This is a genomic window from Desulfobacter hydrogenophilus, from assembly GCF_004319545.1.
Taxonomy (GTDB): Bacteria; Desulfobacterota; Desulfobacteria; order Desulfobacterales; family Desulfobacteraceae; genus Desulfobacter; species Desulfobacter hydrogenophilus.
The window spans coordinates 424359-444071 of record NZ_CP036313.1 but is presented as its reverse complement, the minus strand read 5'-3'; the positions used below and the strand labels follow the sequence as shown (position 1 = coordinate 444071).

Genomic DNA, 19713 nt, shown 5'->3' with positions numbered 1-19713 from the left:
ATTGTTTTCATGGCTGTTATTTGTCTTTATTTGCCTAAGGTTGGGTCCGAACCAGCTGTCCTTCCGAAAGCTTGTGTACACCGGTGGTGACAATCTCATCGCCCGGGGACAGACCTTCAATGACCTGGATCTCTTCTCCTTGCCCGGCCTTTTCTACTCTGATTTTCTGCTGCCCGACCCTGTGATCTTTAATCACCCATACCATGGGCGCATCACCGGTCTGATAAACGGCGGACATCGGGATAAATATCCGGCTGCTGCCGGCTTCATGTTCGGCACTGACCGCAGACGCCGTCATGCCCAGCCGAACACTGTCCGGGGGATCGATAAGCGTAATGCGGGTTTTGTAGGTCCGGGTAATGGGATCTGCCACAGGGGATACATACCGGACCTGTCCCTGCACCGCCAGGTTGGGAAGTGCCCAGAAATTGACGTGAAAATAAGCGCCGGGGCTAAATGTTGCTACCTGGTTCTCGGGCACGAAAATTTCAACCTCCCGTTGGTCTCCCTTGACCATGATGACCACGGGCATGCCTGCCGCCACCACCTGACCGGTTTCTGCCCGAACATCAAGCACCACACCGTTATCGTCGGCGTTGAGATTACAATAGTCCAGTTGATTGCCCGCCTGGGTAAGCTGGGCCCGGGCCTGCTTTAATACCGCTCTGGCTGAGTCCGCGTTGTTTTGGTAACGGTCAATTTCGGCTTTGCTCATGTAGTCTTGTTCATAAAGGGCGTTAAAGCGCTTGAGCAGGTCTGCGGTCAGCTTATATTGGCTTTCGGCCGCATCCACCTGGGCTTTGGCCGCCGTCATCGCCTCTTTGATATCTTTGGGGTCCACCTGCATGAGCAGATCTCCTGCCTTGACCCGGGTACCGGTCTCCACATGGCGGGCAATCACCTTGCCCGGGACCCGGAATCCCAGGGCGGTCTCGTACCGTCCCCGGACCTCGCCTGGAAAGCGGTGCGTCGGCTGGGTATCCTGGGCGGAAATGGTTATGCTGGTGACAAGGGGGGCAGGTTCCAACAAGGCCTTGCCCTCTTGTTCCGACGGGTTGTTGCACCCGGCCGTGATTAGCATGGATAGAGCAAAGAGCGCGGGCACCGTTATAAAATATTTTTTTTTGCATTGCTTCATCAGGGGTTACTCCTTTCCCATGGCGCGTTCCAGCTCGCAGACCGCAATGTTATACATACTTAAGGCGTGAATATGATTGGTTTTGGCCCGGGTCAGGGACACTTCGGCATCCAGACGTTCCAGAGAGGTGCTTAACCCCACCCGGTACCGGGTACGGGCGGCATTCAGGGCCTCCTGGGCCGTATCCAGGGATTTTTGGGCCACATCAATGGATTTAAGGGCGGCCTGGGCATCGTGGTATGCTTTTTCCACCGCCAGGCGAATTCCCCTGAATAATTGTTTTTTTACGATCCGGGCCTTTTCAAGCCCCCGGGCGGCCTGGGCCTTTTTATGGCTGGTTCGGCCGCTGTCAAACAGATCAATGCTGGCCACAATGCCGATCTGGGCCGAAGGTTCCTCATTTTCAGGTTCATAGCGGTGGGCTTCCCCCACCAGGGCCAGGGTGGGCAGATGGTCACTTTGGGCAATAGCGATCTGTTCTTTTGCCATTTGGATCTGTGCGTCCACCGCACCGATTTCCGGCCGGTTCTCCATACCGGTTTTAATACAGGTCTTAAGATCCAGGGGCAGGGGCAGGGGCTGTGGCGCATCATCATAGGTGTAGCGGGTGTCCATGTCCACGCCGAGCACATAGTTCAAAGAGGTCTGGGCAAGATTCACATTATTATGGGCATACAACTGCTGTTGTCTTAAATCCGCAAGTTTTTCTTGGGCCCGCAAAAGATCCAGCTTGGGAACAATTTTCTGATCATGGTAGGCGGTTGCTTCTTGGACATGCCCGGTCATGCTCTCCACCGCCTCGTCCATGGCTTCGGCCATCTGCCGGCTCAGCATCACAGTATAAAAGGCTTTTTGGGCAGATAACGCCAGATCATTGTCCGAGGCATCCAGGTTTTTCCGGGCATTTTCCAGGTTGGCTTGGGCCAGGCGGCGGGTGGCGGTCAGTTTATTCCCCGTATATAAAGGTTGGGTTACCTTGATCTGTCCGCCGTAATAGGTGCGGCTGTCACTGGGCAGACTTACTTCCGGCACCTGGCCGTAGGTCATGGCAGACAGGGCATTATTAAGCTCCGCCAGGCCTTGGTTTATCTGCACCAGACTGGGCTGGTCGTCATACCGGTAAAGCCCCCCCTGAAGTGTCACGGTCGGTCCGAATTCGGCCCGGGCCCGGGAAAGACCCTCATCGGCAATTTCCACATCCTTTGCAGCCATTCGCCGCTGCAGGCTGTTTTCAAGGGCAATTTGTACGGCCCGGTCCACGGTCAGCCGGTCCTGGGCCCGGCATGTGCCTGACGGGGATACTAAAATCAGCACAGCGGATATCAATAAAAGAAATGACCGGTTTGCTTGTATTGCCTTATTCATTTTTGACCTCTTATTCTTTAGCTTGCGGCTATCAGCTATCAGCTATCAGCTATCAGCTTCGGGACGCAACGCGGCAATCACCAGGCGCTGTACCTGGGGTACAAGCTGGTTAAAACCACTGATATCAGGTGGGGTTTCTGATGTGCCCAGGGCCGCCATAATTTGGTTTTTTACCGGTTGGGTAAGATGATTCAGGATAAGCGACCCAATTACCATGGTATGAACTGCCGGGGGATCTGTTTTCACAAAAACCCCTTTTTCCACGCCTTCGTCAAGTATTGCCTGAACTATCTTAACGGTCACACTCACCTCTTCAAAGATGGCCGGGCCGAAATTGGCCCACCCGGAAACCATCTCCCGTATCATGATCCGGGTGAAATGGGGATGGGCATCCATGATGGCGGCAACGCTGGCGATGTAAGCTTTTAATTTTTCTTCGGGCGTGGTGCTGGACTGGATTTCCCGGCGAAGCTGCGCTGCCCGGTCCTGGTAGATGTCATGAATAACCGTTTGGTACAGGGCCAGTTTATTTCCGATCCGGTAATATATCATGGCTTTGTTTACCCCGGCTTTGCGTGCAATGGCATCAACCCGGGCTCCGTTATATCCCTGGGTGCTGAAAACCAGTAAGGCCGCATTTAAAATTTTGCGCACAGACTGGTCTTTTTTATGCGCTCTAATGCCGGCCTCCGCCATTGCTGACTCCTTTCTGCCTAAACTTTTTTTGTCAGGTTTTGAAAAAATTTAACCATTTGTTTAAAATAACCGGTTAGTTTTTATTTGTCCAGGGTGCAGGGGAGAAAAGAGGCAAGACAATCGCCTGTAACTTTCCTGCAGCTTAGGAACGGGTCTTAAATAACTTATCCATTTTGCTATATCCGGGAACGCGTGCGTCCCGCCTGCAGTAAAGATGCGGCGGGACGCCCGCGCTCCCAAGTTGAGTTATTTCGGACTCATTCCTTAGCACTACAGCGACACTTTCGAAATCTTCAAATTTTAAAGGGGATTTCATAGTTCCAAATCAGCTAAAATGCGGTGATTTACCACCTTCTTTTATTGGCGAGACTTTAGGCTATGCTTAACTCTTTTCATGGCACGAATGGCAAGGCAGTGGCACCAGATTTTCCCCATCACATTACACAAAGGGGGAACAGACGGCAGCAGACATTTTTCAGAGATCAGGACTTTAAAGCCTATCTCGCTTTGATGGCGGAATGGTGTTTGAGGTATAAGGTCGAAATATGGGCCTATTGTTTGATGCCCAATCACATTCACCTTATTGCAGTTCCTGAAACCAAGGATGGATTAAATCTGGCCATCGGGGAAGCACACCGGGGATATACGAGAATGATCAATTTCAGGGAAGGTTGGCGCGGTCATTTATGGCAGGGGCGGTTCGCATCATTTATCATGGAAGAAAAATACCTGCTGGCGTGCACGCGGTATATCGAGTATAATCCGGTCCGTGCCGGTCTTGCAAAACGTCCTGAGGATTGGAAATGGAGCAGCGCCGGGGCACATATGGATGAAAAGGATGACATTCTTGTCAAAACAAGACCATTGCTTGAGATTGTCAATACACCCTGGGGTGATTTTTTATCTTCTGATATTAAGGAATCTGAAATCGAATTGTTCAGAAAGCATGAACGAACCGGCCGACCGTTGGGAAAAAAGACTTTTGTGAAGCACTTGGAGGCTATCTTAGACAGACGGCTCAGGGCAATGAAGCCAGGTCGAAAGAAAATAGATAAGGTGTCCCTGGATTAGTGGAAATACAATAAATATATTTAACTGACTGACTGACTGAAAAAAGGAGAAATTCATGGCTAAGGGAAGAGATGCACAAAAAACAGTTAAGAAAAAATCAGAAAAAACGTTGAAAGAAAAGCGTAATGAAAAAAAAGAGAAGAAATCCAGAAAGGATAAAATCTGACTCTTTAATTAAACGAGGGGTTGGTTTTAACTTCGTCCAATAAGAGGAACTACTGGCTCATAATTCGTAATTTTAACTGAAATATTAAATAGTTAGTACCTCTTTAGCCGTTACCCACAAAGCAGCGGGCGAAATTAAAACCAACCCCAAAATCACCCATAACAAGCGGTTTCACGAAGGACTACGGCCCGTGAACCGTGGCGTTTATTTTTTTACGAATGAGCAGTCGGTCGGAACAAAAACATAGAGGTAAAAAACAATTAAAAAATTTTGAATTATCCTGATAGTCAGAGAATGCAAAAAATTGAGTCTTATTAAATGGCCCCAAAAAGAAGAAAAATAAAAACACGTATTGTGGTCCGATTTTTTTTGCTGCTGGCCGGAGCCGTGGTGCTCAGCGCTCTGGGCTGCAGGTCTTTTCCTTCCGAAACAAAGCTCAAAATTCTGCATCTTAATGATGTGCATTCCTTTCTGGCTCCCCAGACCGCAGAACTGACTTTCGAGGGGCAGTCCACCATCTGTGAGGTCGGCGGTATGGCCAGAGTTGCCGGGCTTGTGGATGCGCTGGCGGTCAAACCCGCGCAGACGCTGCTGCTGCATGCCGGAGATGCGGTTCAGGGAACCTTGTACTTTACCCTGTTTGATGGCCGGGCAGATGCCGGGGTGATGAATGTCATGCCCTTTGATGCCATGGCTTTGGGCAACCATGAATTTGACAACCGGGATTCGTGGCTGGCCGGTTTTATCCGGTCTTTGAAGGTGCCGGTGGTCAGTGCCAATATCCGGGTGGACCCCGGGCATGTGCTGGAACACCTGTTTGCCCCTTATGTGGTGAAAAAAATTGACGGCCGGCCGGTTGGAATCATTGGCATGACCATTTCAGAGGTGACTCGCCGCTCCTCTCGGCCCGGTCCCGGGGTGCTGTTCGGCGATGAGGTGCGATACGTTCAGGCAGCGGTGGATGAGCTTTCGGCCAAGGGGATTGGCCGGATTATCCTGCTGAGTCATTACGGATATGAAAATATCTTGTCCCTGGCCGGGCAGGTCAGCGATGTGGATGTGATCGTGGACGGACACAGCCATACGCTTCTGGGTGATCTGGCGCCTTACGGGCTGGCCTGTGACAGCCCCTATCCGGTAATTTCCGAAAACAAAGAAGGTGATCCGGTATGCATCGTTCAGGCATGGTCCCACGGCCGGGTGCTGGGGGAGCTTGATGTGAGATTCAAGGGAGACCGGCTGGCCGCCTGGTCCGGACGGTCCCACCTGGTGCTGGGGGATCAATTCTGGCGGGAAGGTGCTACAGGAGAGCGGCAGCGGGTTACCGGTGCTGAGCGAGAAAAAATTCTGGACCGCATCAGCCGGGACGATAGTCTGGATATTGCCCCTGAAAATGCCGCAGTTGCCGGTGTTCTGGATCAGTTTTCCCGGCAGGTGGCCGAAAAAGGCGAGACCATTATCGGAACCGCCCGTCAGGACCTGGCGCATGTGCGGGTGCCGGGCCAGGTTCATGGCACCAAACCAATGCCTTTGGGAAGCCGTCTGGTTCCGCTGGTGGCACAGGCATTTTATGAGCAGGTTCCCCATGCTGACATGTGCATACAGAATGCCGGCGGGGTCCGTACCGGTATTCAAAAGGGGGCGATCCGTTATAGCACGGTCTACGGGATGCTGCCGTTTTCAAATACCCTGTTTGAAATCGAAATGCCCGGCCACAGGATCCGGCAAGTCCTTGAACAAGCCCTGGAATATGTGCTGAAAAACGATGCAAAAGGTGCGTTTCCCTATGCCTACGGCCTGCGGTACGATATTGATGCGCGCAAGCCCTTTGGCAGCCGGTTTTCCGGGCTGGAAGTCCGGGAGCGCGTGTCCGGCCGATATGTTCCGCTTGAGGACGAGCGCAGTTATGTGGTGGTGGCCAATGATTTTATTGCCTCGGGCAAGGACGGGTATAAAGGGTTTGGTGCGGCGTCACAAGTGCCCGGAAAAACGGTCAACACGTATCTGGATTATGCCCGGGCATTTATCACCCATGTTCAGGCCATGGACCTTTCAGGTAAAGGCCTTGCAGAACTGCCGAGCCGAGATCACTGCATCAAAAGCTTTATTCCGCCGGATAAACCTGGCCCTAGTGCCCTGATCATGTCGGCAATCTGAAACGCCACTTCCAGGGTAAAATATGAGGACAGCATACGCATTTCAAAATGAATCGGATGAGCCGATTCTTTGTGGTGTTAAAAAATCGTCCAATTTCAAAAATTTTATCAGAATTCGAAGGAACCCCATAATCTGTCTATGTATAAACGCTGTGATGGGGTCATTCGGGTGACACGATAAAAATATTGGCAGTATAAGTATAATTTGCAATAAATTCCGTATGGTAAAATTAGTGGTCTCGGGTTATGAACGGTGCTGTATTACCAAGAATTAGTCATGTGATCCAAGTGTTTCAAGAAGATCTCCACGCCTGAAGGTCGCTGAAAGTTGTTGGAGAGATATTTCTCTCTCTCCGTAACAGGCTTTCAGAGCATCTATCACATCGTTCACGGCGTTTGCATGATATTCCGCTTGGCCATGTTCGAATTTTTGAACTATTTTCTGAAAGTTGCGATGCGAAACCTCTATCAGGGAGACCCCCATGTCAGCCATAAGTTTTCTGCCAATCAACATCGAAATGTAATGCGATGCATAAGGCATGAAATCTGGTGGTGTCGAAGAAGTTGGGCGTTTCCTTTCATTTTCCACTGCCCGAAAAATCAGAACGGCCAGCAGCGCTTGAGCCGCATTCAAATCCTTGAAGATATCTTCATAGAGTTTTCCAAAGTGTTCTTTACGCCGAAATTTTGCCTGATGTGGCCGTTGCCTCCAGATTGCCAGAACCGATTCCGCAACAATGGAACTGGTTATGACACTTGAGCCGCCACCTCCCTCTTCACACTGACGTTTGTATGTATAGCCAAGATCAGCAATACCGATTTCAAGTTGTTTTTGAATCTCGTCATTTGAACGAAGATCTCGCAAATCGACAGGATTCTGGCTATTGGTCGCATAAGTGATGTCTTGTACAAAATCCTTATGTGTCTCGGCGAGTTGATAAATGCGAACCATGACATAGGCTGATTCGCCCACTATGCCGGGTAGATCACCATTCAAGGTTTCCTGAATCGTTTTGCATGTTTGACCGCCATTAATGACCTGCATATTTTTGAGCTGCACTTTGTAGTCCGATTTTTGAAAGGCATTGTAATCAAATTTTTCACAGACCACTGTTATACCGTTGTTGTAGAAGTAAAATTTATCCGATCGTTGTGAATCACAAAGCGTTTCATGAATAGCTGTGTTAACGCGATTCGTGTGGAGGCCGAGGTAGCGGCGAATATTTCTTTCTAGAAGCTTGTCTCCATGGTCATTAAACAGTCTATGAATCTCTTGCACTGAAACACGTCCGACCAACACGCGCATGTAATTCATGTCTTCGACAATCGCCTGGCCATTCAAGGTCAATGTGGTATCAACCTTTTTGCTTCTTTGCAGGATGTTGACTATGGAGTCGTGATTGAAATGGACGAAGTCAACCTTGTCGCCGTAATCTTTTTTCGCCTCATTTATCCAATTGCCAGTCTGCTCCGTCCATTGTGCGCCATTGTTGCATAAGATGACACGTACATTGGGAATGTAGGCATCCCTAATAAGAGAACGGATTTCCTCAATTTTTGGTGCTATCTTTTTGTTTAACGCGACCCTACGGTAGGGATCAAAAAGCACTTGTACGGTATCAACAGCTTTCTGAACACCGTTTTCTGGGAAATTTGCTTCACCTTTCAGATCCTTTACCTTGTATTTGCCCTGGAAGATCGTGACCAGGAACTCCCCATCCTCCACCTCGCCAACATGGAGTCCATCAACCCCCGCATCGTTGCCGCCTTCGGTAATCAATTCAGCAGCATCCTCAAGAGGCATCTCAAGGCAAGTTGAGATGCACAACAGCACAAATGCCGCTGACTTCTTCTTGTTAATATCAGAGCCTTCCGGTAACCACTCTGGGTGATCCTCGACAATACCGGTGACCCGCTGGTCGATGATGCTGGCGTTGATGTTCATTTTTTATCTCCTAAAGCCCTTCTCGTGTTTCTTCATACCAGACAAGATCGGTTTTAAGGCCCGCCTTTGCCGGGTGATTATAAGAGTCCCATATATCCCCTCCCAGCAAAATTCTTTAAAGACATCCAACGTTTCGATTTCTTGTCTGATTTTATTCTGCCTCATTTATCATTCCTAAAAAAAATGGCCTTCCTCATGAAAAGTGTCATTTTAATTAATAGTACACTCTAACCCTGTATCAGAACAGTATAAGTTTAAAATTATTTCACTGTTTAGGAGCTTGATAAGGGAAGTCATGACCCCCAGTGAAACTGGGGGCTTGATTGTTAACCGCTCAAAGCGGTCTTTTAAAAGCGCCTAAAGGCGCGGTTTAATCAAACAAGTTCATCTGTTCGCAACGTTGATCCTCTTTTTCTTGATGCCGGATATATGCTCGAACAGTTTGTTCGTCGATTCCTACTGTTGATGCAAAATAACCTCTGGCCCAAAATTTTTCACCATTATAGTTCCTTTTTTTACCACAAAACTGACGTGCTATCTGAATAGCACTTTTCCCCTTGATGAACCCAACTACCTGAGCCACGGCAAATTTGGGTGGAATGGAGATCAGCATATGAACATGGTCTGTCATCAAATGTCCTTCTTCGATCTCGCATTCTTTTTGTTTTGCCAAACCATGTAGTATTGACCCCAGTTCCCGACGTAATTGCCCGTAAATAACTTTCTTCCGATATTTTGGAATCCAAACCACATGATACTTGCAATACCACTTTGAATGCTTTAAACTTTTATAATCTTTCATACAACCTTCCTTTAATAGCTTTGAGCGGCTAACTTAAGGAAGGTTGTTTATTTTCAACTCCCGGAACTGTCAAACTTTTCGAGTCCTCCACCGGAGGTGGAGGTTTACCCAATAGAATTAAGCAGATTCAACCGAAATGCTTAAGGAGTGAACTACTTGTGTGACAAAGTCCGCTTTTCAGACGAAGGCCCATCCAAGCCTATCCTTTTTTATTTCCAGGATATGTTTGCATGCAATTGACTTGGAAAAAGAGGTGACAAGAAAGGCCAAAGAAGTTAAAAAAGGCAAAATATAAGTGGGTGCCTGTCTGTGGTTAACGGACTGAATGCGTCATTAACCGCAGGGCTGAGATTATACCATTAAACTTGATCTGGATAATACCAGCGGAAGGAGTAATGATAAATGAGTCTTAAAAAAGATGTTCAAGCCGGAATAATTCATGCCGTTGAAACCGTAAGGAAAACCAATCCCATGGCAGGATACCTCACCAACACGGTGACCATCAATTTTGTCGCCAATGCCCAACTTGCCGTGGGCGGTTCGGCAGCCACGGTCTATCTGCCGGATTTAAAATTTGGTATAGCTTCTTGCCCTTGTCTGTAAGGATCTTTCTCTATTTTCGGCTACATGTTCCTGCGATACCGGCCGCCCACATCGTAAAGAGCCCTGGTAATCTGCCCCAGGCTGCAGACCTTAACCGTTTCCATCAATTCTTCAAAGATGTTGTCCCCTGAAAGGACCACCCGTTGAAGTTTCTCCAGAGCTTGGGGCGCTTCTTTTTCATTCTGTTTTTGAAAATCAGCCAGTCGCATTAACTGGGATTGTTTTTCCTCCTCCGTGGCTCTGGCCAGTTCACAGCCGGCATTGCTTTGTGCCGACACCTCGTCTTCCATATTCGGGTCACGAAACGTGTTGACACCGATAATGGGAAGCTCTCCATTGTGCTTCAATGTCTCATAGTAGACGGATTCTTCCTGAATTTTGCTTCGCTGATATCCCGTTTCCATGGCGCCTAACACACCACCCCGTTCCGAGATACGGTGAAATTCTCTCAGGACAGCCTGTTCCACCAGATCCGTCAACTCTTCGACGATAAAGCTTCCCTGGTTCATATTTTCATTTTTGGTCAATCCCCATTCCCGATTGATAATCATCTGGATGGCCAGGGCCCGTCGCACCGACTCCGCCGTAGGGGTTGTAATGGCTTCGTCAAACGCATTGGTATGCAGGCTGTTGCAATTGTCATATACCGCGCAAAGGGCCTGTAAGGTGGTCCGGATGTCGTTGAACTGGATTTCCTGACTGTGCAACGATCTCCCGGATGTCTGGATGTGGTATTTCAGCATTTGAGACCGTGCCGAAGCGTTGTACTTTTCTTTCATGGCAATGGACCAGATTCTTCGGGCAACTCTGCCGATGACCGTATATTCGGGATCCATGCCGTTGGAAAAAAAGTATGACAGGTTGGGCCCGAAACTGTCAATGGGCATGCCCCGGGAAAGGTAGTATTCCACATAGGTAAAGCCGTTGGAAAGGGTCAAGGCCAGTTGGGTAATGGGATTGGCCCCGGCTTCAGCGACGTGATAGCCTGAAATGGATACGGAGTAAAAATTTTGCACATTGTTTTCGATAAAAAACTGCTGGATATCCCCCATCATTTTCAGGGCAAATTCAATGGAAAAAATACAAGTATTCTGACCCTGATCTTCCTTCAAAATATCCGCCTGAACCGTGCCGCGAACATTGCTTAGTACCGATTCACGAATATTTTGATACACCTGCTTTGTCGGGGCGTTACCGTTCTCTTTTGTGTATTTGTCCACCTGCTGATCAATGGCCGTATTCATGAACATGGCAAGAATGATAGGCGCCGGCCCGTTGATGGTCATGGAAACGGACGTGGAAGGCGCGCACAGGTCAAACCCGCTGTATAGTACTTTGACATCTTCCAACGTACATACACTGACGCCTGCGTTGCCGACCTTGCCGTAAATATCCGGCCGCAACTCTGGGTCACACCCGTACAACGTGACCGAATCAAATGCCGTAGACAGTCTTTTGGCCTCGTAGTCACCGGAAAGCAGGTGAAAACGGGTATTGGTTTTGGCCGGGTCTCCTTCTCCGGCAAACATTCTCGTAGGGTCTTCCCCCACCCGTTTTAGCGGAAACACACCGGCCGTATAAGGGAAGTACCCGGGAAGATTTTCCCGCCGCAGCCACCGGTAGATTTCTCCAGGGTCCTTGAATTTGGGCAGACTGATCTTGGGGATTTTTTGATGGGATAAGGATTGGGTATACAAAGGCACTCTTATTTCCTTGCCCCGAACCGTGTATACCAGTTCGTCCTTTGTATAGGCGTCCTTCATGTCATCCCATTGTGTTACCAATTCCTTGGCCTCGCCATCAACGCTTCCCCTGGCGGCGTCAATTTCCCTTTTTAAATGTTCGATCAGTTCTGTTTTATCCCCGTCAAGCAGACTCTCATCAATGGCTTTGGCCGTTTCTTCCAGGTGCCAGACCTTACGGATGGCCTGGGTCTGTATTTGCGTGCGCTTGTGGTAGTCTCGGATGGTGTCGGCAATTTCTGAGAGATAGCGTGTTCTCTCCGGCGGGATGACCACCGTTTTTGATGACGATGTTTTTACATCGACTTTAGGGCGCCGACTTTCAAATTTAACCCCGGTTTTTTCAAAAATAGTCTGCAGCAGGGCTTGATAAAGGGCGGTTACACCGTCATCGTTGAATTTGGAGGCAATGGTGCCGAATACCGGCATATCTTCCGACTGCATGTCCCATGCATTCCGGTTTCTTTGCACCTGCTTGCGAACATCCCTGACAGCGTCCTCTCCTCCTCTTTTTTCGAATTTGTTGACCACAATCAGATCCGCGTAATCCAGCATATCTATTTTTTCCAACTGGCTTGCCGCCCCGAATTCGGCCGTCATAACATACATGGCGCAATCCACCTGGTCGGTAATTTGGGAATCCCCCTGACCTATGCCGGCGGTTTCGGCGATGATAAAATCAAATCCGGCGGCCTTGACCACAGAAATGACGTCTCCCAGTGCCTCCGGGATTTCCGAGTGGGCTTTTCGCGTCGCCAGGGAGCGCATGTAGACACGATCATTTCCGATGGCGTTCATTCGAATGCGATCCCCCAAAAGGGCACCGCCGGTTTTTCTTCTGGATACGTCCGAACTGATAACAGCGATCTTCATATCTTTTACATCATTGATCATGCGAATAATCAGTTCGTCAATCAGCGAAGATTTCCCCGCCCCACCGGTTCCGGTGATGCCCATGACCGGCACAGTTCTGTTTCCTGTTTTTTTCAATAGTTGGGCCCTGAAATGGTCCAAATGGCCGTTGCCGGAAGCCTTGGCTTGTTCCATTGCGGTAATCGCCTTGCCCACCAGACGTTTGTTTTCACAAGACAACAATTTAAAATCAACGGCATCATCCTCTACCGTGGAAAAATCAATCGTCTTTACCATATGGTTGATAATTCCCTGCAGTCCCATCCGTGTGCCGTCTTCAGGAGAATATATCCTGGCTACGCCGTAATCATGAAGCGCCTGAATCTCATCGGGCACAATAACGCCTCCGCCGCCGCCGAAAACCTTAATGTCAGAGGCATTTTGCTCTTTCAAAAGATCTACGATATATTTGAAAAATTCGATATGCCCTCCCTGATAACTGGAAACGGCTATGCCCTGGGCATCTTCTTCAATGGCTGCGTCCACAATTTCCTTTACGGAACGGTTGTGGCCCAAATGGATCACCTCAGCACCGGTGCTTTGAAGCAGCCTTCGAAACATGTTTATAGACACGTCATGGCCGTCGAAAAGGGACGTTGCTGTGATGACACGTACTTTATGTTGGGGCTTGTATATTTCTACAGCGTCACTCATCTTTCCTCCTTCATAAAAAATTGAGATCAAGAAGTTGCCAACGTTTTTTTTCGGAAACGAATGTTTAACTGTATGCTTGAAGAATATAATGAAAACTTGATAGAGCCGTAACAACATACATCCTTCAAGGAAAGGAACTTTTTTTATTTTCAAAAAAAGTATAACAAAGGATAAAAAGATTATCAAGAACCTGAAATATGGTCCCGGCAGGGATATATATCATGCGCTCAACATCCAAGAATCAATTATATTGGAGAGAACCCTTATTTTTATTTCCAGGATATGTTTACATGGAATTGCCCTGGAAAAAGAGATGACAATAAAGGCAAAAAAAAGTTAAAAAGGCAGAAATATAAATGGGTGCCTGTCTGTGGGTAACGGACTGAATGCGGCCTTGACCGCAGGGCTGAGATTATACCATTGAACTTGATCTGGATAATACCAGCGGAAGGAGTAATTATAAATGAGTCTTAAAAAAGATATTCAAGCCGAAATAATTCATGCCGTTGAAACCGTACAGCAAACCAATCCCATGGCAGGATCCGTCACCAACACGGTGACCATCAACTTTGTCGCCAATGCCCAGCTTGCCGTGGGCGGTTCGGCAGCCATGGTCTATATGCCCGATGAAGCCCAATTTTTGTCCCAGGCCGGTGGTGCCGCTTACATAAATATGGGCACCATAGAGCCTGTCTATGAAAAGACCTTACCCGGCATGGCAGAAACGCTTCATAACAGCGCAAAACCATGGGTCCTGGATCCTGTGGCCATTGGCATCGGTGAGCTTCGCACCCGGTTGTTGCTGGCATTTAAATCCTGTAAACCCAGTATCATCCGTGGGAATGCCTCTGAAATTATTGCCCTGGCCGGGTTATGGGGGCTGGATGGCGGCACAAAAACATCCAATGTCCGGGGGGTGGATTCCCAGGATACGGTCAGCGCAGCCAAGGATGGGGCCGTGGCCCTGGCCCGATGGACCGGTGGGGCTGTGGCCGTGTCGGGCAAGCAGGATTTGGTTACCAATGGTTCTGTTGTAGCCCTCTGTCATGGCGGCTCACACTTTATGGAAAAAATTACCGGATCAGGCTGCTCTTTGGGCGGCGTCATGGCTGTTTATGCCACTGCGGCCCCTGCGTTTATCGCAGCATTGACCGGCACGGCTGTTTATAATCTGGCCGGTTCTCGCGCCGCTGAAAAAACAGATGCACCGGCAAGTTTTCAGGTTCATTTTTTGGACGAATTGTATAAAGCAAAACCCAGGGACATTGCAGAAAACCCATTTGACATTGAGGAGATTTAATAGATGAATACATTGGTTTCAGTTGCCATATCACCTTGCGGGACAGGGGACGAGCTTAGCGGAGAGGTTGCACAAGTTATAAAAATCATAAGGGAATCCGGTCTTAAAAATCGAACCAATTCCATGTTCACAGAGATAGAAGGCCCATGGGATGATGTGATGAAGGTTGTAAAGGACGCAACCTTTGTGCTTGCCGAAAAAGGCATCCGTACGGGCGTTGTTTTGAAAGCCGATGTCCGGCCTGGATTTACGGACATGATGACAGCCAAAGTGGATAAAGTTAATGGTATTTTGAAAGGGACAAATACGCATGAGAAGTAAACTGGATATTTCAGCCTATTTTGTGGTGGGCCCGGAGAATACCAAAGGGCGTCCTGTGGCGTTCATTATCCGGGATGCGGTGGAGGCCGGCATTACATGCGTGCAGGTCCGATCCAAAACAGCGTCTGCCAGGGAATTGATTGAATTAACCGGCCAGGCGTCCGAAGCCATCGCGCAAACCGGTAAATCCGACGTTGTGACCCTGTTGGTGAATGACCGCCTTGACGTGGTGCTGGCGGCCAAAAAACAAGGTATAAGCGTTGACGGCATCCATGTGGGCCAATCGGATATACCCGTGGACGTTTGCCGGGAATATCTAGGCCCTGATGCCATTGTCGGCTTATCCGCCAGGACCCATGAATTGTTTGAGTATATAAAAAATGCCGATGTCAGCCTTATTGATTATTTTGGCGCAGGTCCTTTGCATGAAACCCAGACCAAACCGGACAGCGGGCTTGATGTGGACGGAAAAAGAATTACAAGAAGTATTGAGGATATTACAACACTTGCCCAACTCAGTTCGCTTCCCGTCGTGGTTGGCGGCGGCGTCAAACTTGCCGACATACCGTCGCTTGCCCGGACCGGCGTTGCCGGTTTTTTCGTTGTATCTGCGATATCTGAGGCAGATGACCCAGGGCTTCAAGCAGCAAATCTGGTTAAGACCTGGAACAGCCATAAGCGGTAAAGGCGTATGGTCAAAAGAGTCCATCTGCTTGTTTTAGGAAACATGCCGTCAGTGCCAGGTCATTTGCTTGTTTTCAAGATGAGTTTAAGGCAGTATAGTAGGCCGTTAGGTTTTTTTGACGGGCCGGAAAACTAAAAGACACGCCCAACACATAGAAACTGTTTGCTCTTCGGCCTGAACGAATAGAAGGAAATAAAATGAATATCAACGACATTTACATTCAACTAAAAGACGCCTTAAAATCAGAAATTGTCCGCCACGACCTGGCAAACAAAAGAATTGACATCAAGTGTAAACCTTTGTCCGTAGAAGAGGCCATCGGCACCCCGGAGCATGATGACTACCCCATTGTCAAAGGTAAAGAGGTGATGATGGCGGCAACGTTTAACGGGGCTGTGGGTCAGTCCTTTACGGACGAGTACACGGATATCTCTTTGTCCGTGGATGGTCTGCTTGAATTGGACCACACAAAAACCAGTGACCGAGCAATTTTCATTGCAGGGCTCAATGCGGTTTACAGAGCCTTGGATCTTTGTGAAAAAACAATACATTGCAAGGACAAGGAACCGGTGGAGTGTGCCAACAATCTGATTGAACAACCGCAGTTTTCAGGGAAAAAGATTCTTCTGGTCGGGCTTCAACCCAGATTTCTGGAATATCTTGCCAAACAGAATACGGTGCGGGTCCTGGACCTTGACCCGGACAACGTGGGCTCCGAAAAGTTTGGGGTGCGTATAGAATCCGGGGAAAATTTCGAGGAAGCCCTTGACTGGTGTGACATGATATTTGCCACCGGGTCAACCATTGTGAACGGCACCATTACCCATTTTTTGAGCAGCGGTAAACCTGCCATCTTTTTCGGGGTGACCATCAGTGCCCCGGCTAAAATTTTGGGGCTTTCAAGCTATTGCCATTGCGGGCACTGAGGACATCGGTCCTTATAGTCGCATTGAGTATTTTATTTCACCATTAAGAAAGAGGGATAAAAAACATGGGTGAGAACCAATTGATTATTCGGTGTACGAAGTGTGGGGCAAAAAACCGGGTGCCTGAAAACAAGATTTCGGAAAGCCCCAAGTGCGGCAAGTGCGGAACAATGTTGCGATTTGAAATTTTTGATACCCCCGTGAATGTTACGGATGCCAATTTTGATCAGGAGGTCATGCAGTCATCCCTGCCGGTGCTGGTGGACTGCTGGGCCCCCTGGTGTGGTCCCTGCCGGGCTGTGGGCCCCATTCTGGATGGCCTGGCAAAAACGTACCGGGGGCGGCTTAAAATTGCCAAGGTCAATGTGGATGAAAATCCTGGAACCGGCTCAAAATACCGCATTCAAAGCATTCCCACCATGCTTTTCGTGAAAAACGGCAGTCTGGTGGATCAGGTCACAGGGGCTTTGCCCAAGGAGGCTTTAGAGGCCAGGATAAAATCATTTATTTAGTGTTTGAACGAAAAGTCACCCACCACCTGCGGCGTTGCTGCACAAAGCTGCCAAATCATTAAATCGGGCTTCACGTACTATAGTACGCTCCGGTTTCAGCTTTGCTTGCGCCTTGCATCTGGGCAACTTTTCGCCCAAACACGAATTCCCATTCAGGTACTATATAGATCTTCTCTGTTTGGATGGCTATTTTTGAGTCTTGTGCCACGCCACGACCTCTTGGTAAGGGATGGTGCCGCCAAATATGTCCAGGGCTGAACCGATGGTCAGGTCCACACGGCCCTGGCCAAGGTCTTTTACCCGGTCCAGGTCTGAAAAATGGCCTGCGCCGCCGGCATAGGTGGCTGGGATGGGGCTGTGCTCCCCCAGTAGTGTCACCAGTTCTTCCTGGATACCCTGCATTTTGCCTTCCACATCCACACCGTGAATGAGAAATTCGTCACAGAATGCGGACAGATGTCCGATGGTGGCGGGGGTTACGGCCATTTCTGTGAAATTTTGCCAGCGGTCCGTTACAATCCAGAATTGTCCGTCCCTTTTACGGCAGCTTAGATCCAGAACCAGGCGTTTTTTGCCCACGGCATTCACCAGGGTATTGAGCTTGTCCATGTCCATGCGGCCTTTGGAAAACACATAAGACGTCACGATGACATGGGATGCGCCTGCATCCAGAAAGGTGTGTGCATTTTCAGGATGAATACCACCACCCATCTGAAGACCGCCGGGGAAGGCTTGCAAGGCTTCAAGAGCGGACTGGGTATTTCCAGGGCCAAGGGCAATGACATGGCCGCCGAAAAGCTGGTCAGCCTGGTACATCTGTGCAAACTGTGCCGGGGTTCGGGCACTTTCAAAATTGGTGATAAGGCTGTCCTGGGTTTTGTCAGACAGGGTGCCGCCCACAATCTGGACTACTTGGCCGTTTCGAAGATCAATGCAGGGGCGAAATTTCATATAAAATATATCCTAAAAATTATTTATTCCGTAACAGCTTGTCGGGTCGGTAAGTTTTGATAATCCGACACAATATCTTTGACAATTTCGGATAGTCCACTATTAAGGGCCTGGATATAGGCTTGGGGACTGGTATTCTTGCCCAGGGGAATTTGCCTGGAATAGGTTTTTGACAGAATCGGTGTAAACCCGTCTTTGTTCAACCGGTCAAGGTTGAGCGCCATGGTCACCACCGCCGATACCGCAGATGTATTGCGCTGGTCACTATAAAGTGCTGTAATTTTACCCCATAACTGAAAGATATCGTCCGGAATCCGGTTTTGGGGTGCCGGGGCAAATTGAGGCGTATCGACCAGGGCTTCAAGCATCACATCACTGATCATGCGGGCCGGTGATGTTATATAGTTGTTATAATAATCCTGGGTAAACCGGTTTTGACCCACCCGGTAGACAAATCCCGCGCCGCTGAATTCCGGCGAAATGTCCAGGCGTTTGATCACCAAAGGAGCCCCGGCTGAGCGGTTGCTTTGGCCGGAAGGGGCGTTGCCGTCGGCATACAGTCTGAACATCTGTTTTTTCGTGTAATCATTTTTAATTCCGCATCCGGTTAAAAAGGCGGCTGCAGTTAAGATGCAGGTTATCATCATGAAAAAGGGCAAACGCGTTAAGGGACGAAGGTGGTTCATAACGGATTATTTCTCCTTTTTTGATGTTGATGCCCTAGGCGGCGCTTCCATGAGAAGGCTGCCCGGGAAGTCACGTAGTTCCCGGGTGAACTGGTTGAGGTTTTCAGTGGTATTCTCCAGGTTGCCTATGGTTTTTTCAATGACGTCGGCATTGGTCCAGATCATGTTTTCCAGTAGCCGGGATGTTTTTTCAAGGCCAGCCAGAACCGTATCCATTCTATCGGCCATTTCGGTTAATTTCCCTTCATAATTTTGTTCCAGCCCGGTGGTCATGCGTTTGAAACTGCCTGATGCCGTATTAATATCTGCCAGGGTTTGTTTAATGGGAACTTTTGCGGCATGAACAATCTGCTTTAGGTCTGTGAGCGATGCGCCTGCATCCGTCAGAATCTGTTTGACCTGACCGGATGTCAGGATTTTGGCCAGGTCCTTGTTGGTCTGGCGAAGTTCTTTGAGCAGGCTTTCTGCCAAGGTCGATACCTTTGTGATATTCAGGCTTTTGAGAAGGGCCGAAAAATCCTCTTTCATCTCTTTAAAATCCATGGAGCCTAAGGTTTCCATGGCCTGGCTGATTGCGTCTGATACCTGTTTGATGTTGCTGGACTGGGACGGCACATAAAGATTTTCCGGGGTCCAGGAGATTTGCAGGTCATCCGGCCCGTTTTTTTTGTAATCGGTCTCCAGATATGCTGACCCGGTCAGGCCGTTAAAGGATAAAAAGACGGAAAGCCCGTCGTCGACCGCTTTTTTCATACGTTCTTTGGGCTTTTTCCCGGTTTGACCCACGTAACAGTCTTCGGACAGGGAAAAGGTGACCAATACATAATTTGAGGCAATGTCATAAACTTTTGTGGGGGTGGTAATGGATTTTACAGCACCGATCTTTACCCCTTTGTATTTAACTTCCGATCCGATGTTCAGGCCCTGGACGGATTCGTTAAAATAGGTCTCGGCAAGGGTTTCTGTTTTGAAAAACTTACCTGCACCAAAGGCAATAAGCATGGCTGCAGTCAGTGCAAAGGCCAGGATGACAAAAAGGCCGAGTTTGAAATAATTGGTTTTCTGTGTCATAGCTCGGGTTC

The 19713-nt window shown here is 48.8% G+C and carries 17 protein-coding genes and 2 riboswitches; of the genes, 8 read left to right on the top strand and 9 right to left on the bottom strand.

Annotated elements, in window-relative coordinates; translation table 11 throughout:
- Positions 1 to 34: 34 nt before the first annotated feature.
- From EYB58_RS01985 to EYB58_RS01975, 3 genes are read right to left on the bottom strand one after another with little or no spacing between them, the layout of a single operon-like run.
- Positions 35 to 1138, bottom strand: a complete 1104-nt coding sequence (locus tag EYB58_RS01985) for an efflux RND transporter periplasmic adaptor subunit (protein WP_111958377.1) — start codon at positions 1136 to 1138, stop codon at positions 35 to 37.
- A 6-nt stretch (positions 1139 to 1144) separates the two neighbouring features.
- Positions 1145 to 2503 carry a TolC family protein gene (locus tag EYB58_RS01980; RefSeq protein ID WP_111958375.1) on the bottom strand — a complete coding sequence of 453 codons (1359 nt, stop codon included), beginning with the start codon at positions 2501 to 2503 and terminating at the stop codon, positions 1145 to 1147.
- A gap of 45 nt (positions 2504 to 2548) precedes the next feature.
- The gene (locus tag EYB58_RS01975) at positions 2549 to 3199 is read right to left on the bottom strand and encodes a TetR/AcrR family transcriptional regulator (RefSeq protein WP_111958373.1); all 651 of its coding nucleotides are present in this window, start codon (positions 3197 to 3199) and stop codon (positions 2549 to 2551) included.
- 378 nt (positions 3200 to 3577) lie between these two features.
- Between EYB58_RS01975 and EYB58_RS01970 the strand changes: the two genes are divergently transcribed.
- Positions 3578 to 4270: a transposase gene (locus EYB58_RS01970; protein ID WP_111958371.1), complete on the top strand. Its 693-nt coding sequence runs from the start codon at positions 3578 to 3580 to the stop codon at positions 4268 to 4270.
- A 484-nt stretch (positions 4271 to 4754) separates the two neighbouring features.
- Positions 4755 to 6593 carry a bifunctional metallophosphatase/5'-nucleotidase gene (locus EYB58_RS01965; protein WP_111958369.1) on the top strand — a complete coding sequence of 613 codons (1839 nt, stop codon included), beginning with the start codon at positions 4755 to 4757 and terminating at the stop codon, positions 6591 to 6593.
- Positions 6594 to 6863: 270 nt separating this feature from the next.
- On the opposite strand, the gene EYB58_RS01960 is transcribed toward EYB58_RS01965, so the two are convergent.
- Together EYB58_RS01960 and tnpA are read right to left on the bottom strand one after the other, a co-directional pair.
- Complete coding sequence (locus tag EYB58_RS01960; RefSeq protein WP_111958367.1) at positions 6864 to 8537, bottom strand: AIPR family protein; 1674 nt, start codon at positions 8535 to 8537, stop codon at positions 6864 to 6866.
- A gap of 370 nt (positions 8538 to 8907) precedes the next feature.
- Positions 8908 to 9339, bottom strand: coding sequence for an IS200/IS605 family transposase (gene tnpA / locus EYB58_RS01955; protein WP_131071986.1), 432 nt, complete (start codon positions 9337 to 9339; stop codon positions 8908 to 8910).
- A 285-nt stretch (positions 9340 to 9624) separates the two neighbouring features.
- Positions 9625 to 9749: riboswitch (TPP riboswitch) on the top strand.
- Here tnpA and EYB58_RS01950 point away from each other — a divergent pair.
- A complete protein-coding gene (locus EYB58_RS01950; protein ID WP_242637517.1) occupies positions 9742 to 9942 on the top strand; it encodes a hydroxyethylthiazole kinase in 201 nt (66 codons plus the stop codon). It overlaps the preceding riboswitch by 8 nt.
- Positions 9943 to 9962: 20 nt before the next feature.
- On the opposite strand, the gene icmF is transcribed toward EYB58_RS01950, so the two are convergent.
- The gene (gene icmF, locus EYB58_RS01945) at positions 9963 to 13250 is read right to left on the bottom strand and encodes a fused isobutyryl-CoA mutase/GTPase IcmF (protein WP_111959424.1); all 3288 of its coding nucleotides are present in this window, start codon (positions 13248 to 13250) and stop codon (positions 9963 to 9965) included.
- Between the two features lie 346 nt (positions 13251 to 13596).
- Positions 13597 to 13721: riboswitch (TPP riboswitch) on the top strand.
- On the opposite strand from icmF, the gene thiM reads away from it, so the two are divergent.
- The 5 genes from thiM (at position 13714) to trxC (ending at position 16994) form a co-directional block, all read left to right on the top strand.
- On the top strand, positions 13714 to 14550 hold the full coding sequence (gene thiM, locus EYB58_RS01940) for a hydroxyethylthiazole kinase (protein WP_111959422.1): 837 nt from the start codon (positions 13714 to 13716) through the stop codon (positions 14548 to 14550). It overlaps the preceding riboswitch by 8 nt.
- A gap of 3 nt (positions 14551 to 14553) precedes the next feature.
- Positions 14554 to 14871 (top strand): MTH1187 family thiamine-binding protein, encoded by a 318-nt coding sequence (locus EYB58_RS01935; RefSeq protein ID WP_111959420.1) that lies wholly within the window; start codon positions 14554 to 14556, stop codon positions 14869 to 14871.
- Positions 14861 to 15556, top strand: a complete 696-nt coding sequence (locus tag EYB58_RS01930) for a thiamine phosphate synthase (protein ID WP_170299837.1) — start codon at positions 14861 to 14863, stop codon at positions 15554 to 15556. Before EYB58_RS01935 ends, EYB58_RS01930 begins: the two co-directional genes overlap by 11 nt.
- Before the next feature lie 197 nt (positions 15557 to 15753).
- Positions 15754 to 16482 carry a Rossmann-like domain-containing protein gene (locus EYB58_RS01925; RefSeq protein ID WP_111959417.1) on the top strand — a complete coding sequence of 243 codons (729 nt, stop codon included), beginning with the start codon at positions 15754 to 15756 and terminating at the stop codon, positions 16480 to 16482.
- A 65-nt stretch (positions 16483 to 16547) separates the two neighbouring features.
- Positions 16548 to 16994, top strand: coding sequence for a thioredoxin TrxC (gene trxC / locus EYB58_RS01920; protein WP_111959415.1), 447 nt, complete (start codon positions 16548 to 16550; stop codon positions 16992 to 16994).
- Between the two features lie 186 nt (positions 16995 to 17180).
- Here the strand turns inward: trxC and hisA are convergent, their stop codons facing one another.
- Genes hisA through EYB58_RS01905 form a run of 3 tightly spaced genes read right to left on the bottom strand, consistent with a single transcriptional unit; the run spans position 17181 to position 19702 of the window.
- Complete coding sequence (gene hisA, locus EYB58_RS01915; protein WP_111959413.1) at positions 17181 to 17945, bottom strand: phosphoribosylformimino-5-aminoimidazole carboxamide ribotide isomerase; 765 nt, start codon at positions 17943 to 17945, stop codon at positions 17181 to 17183.
- Positions 17946 to 17968: 23 nt separating this feature from the next.
- Positions 17969 to 18631: an ABC-type transport auxiliary lipoprotein family protein gene (locus tag EYB58_RS01910; protein WP_111959411.1), complete on the bottom strand. Its 663-nt coding sequence runs from the start codon at positions 18629 to 18631 to the stop codon at positions 17969 to 17971.
- 6 nt (positions 18632 to 18637) lie between these two features.
- On the bottom strand, positions 18638 to 19702 hold the full coding sequence (locus EYB58_RS01905; protein ID WP_111959409.1) for an MlaD family protein: 1065 nt from the start codon (positions 19700 to 19702) through the stop codon (positions 18638 to 18640).
- Positions 19703 to 19713: the final 11 nt, after the last annotated feature.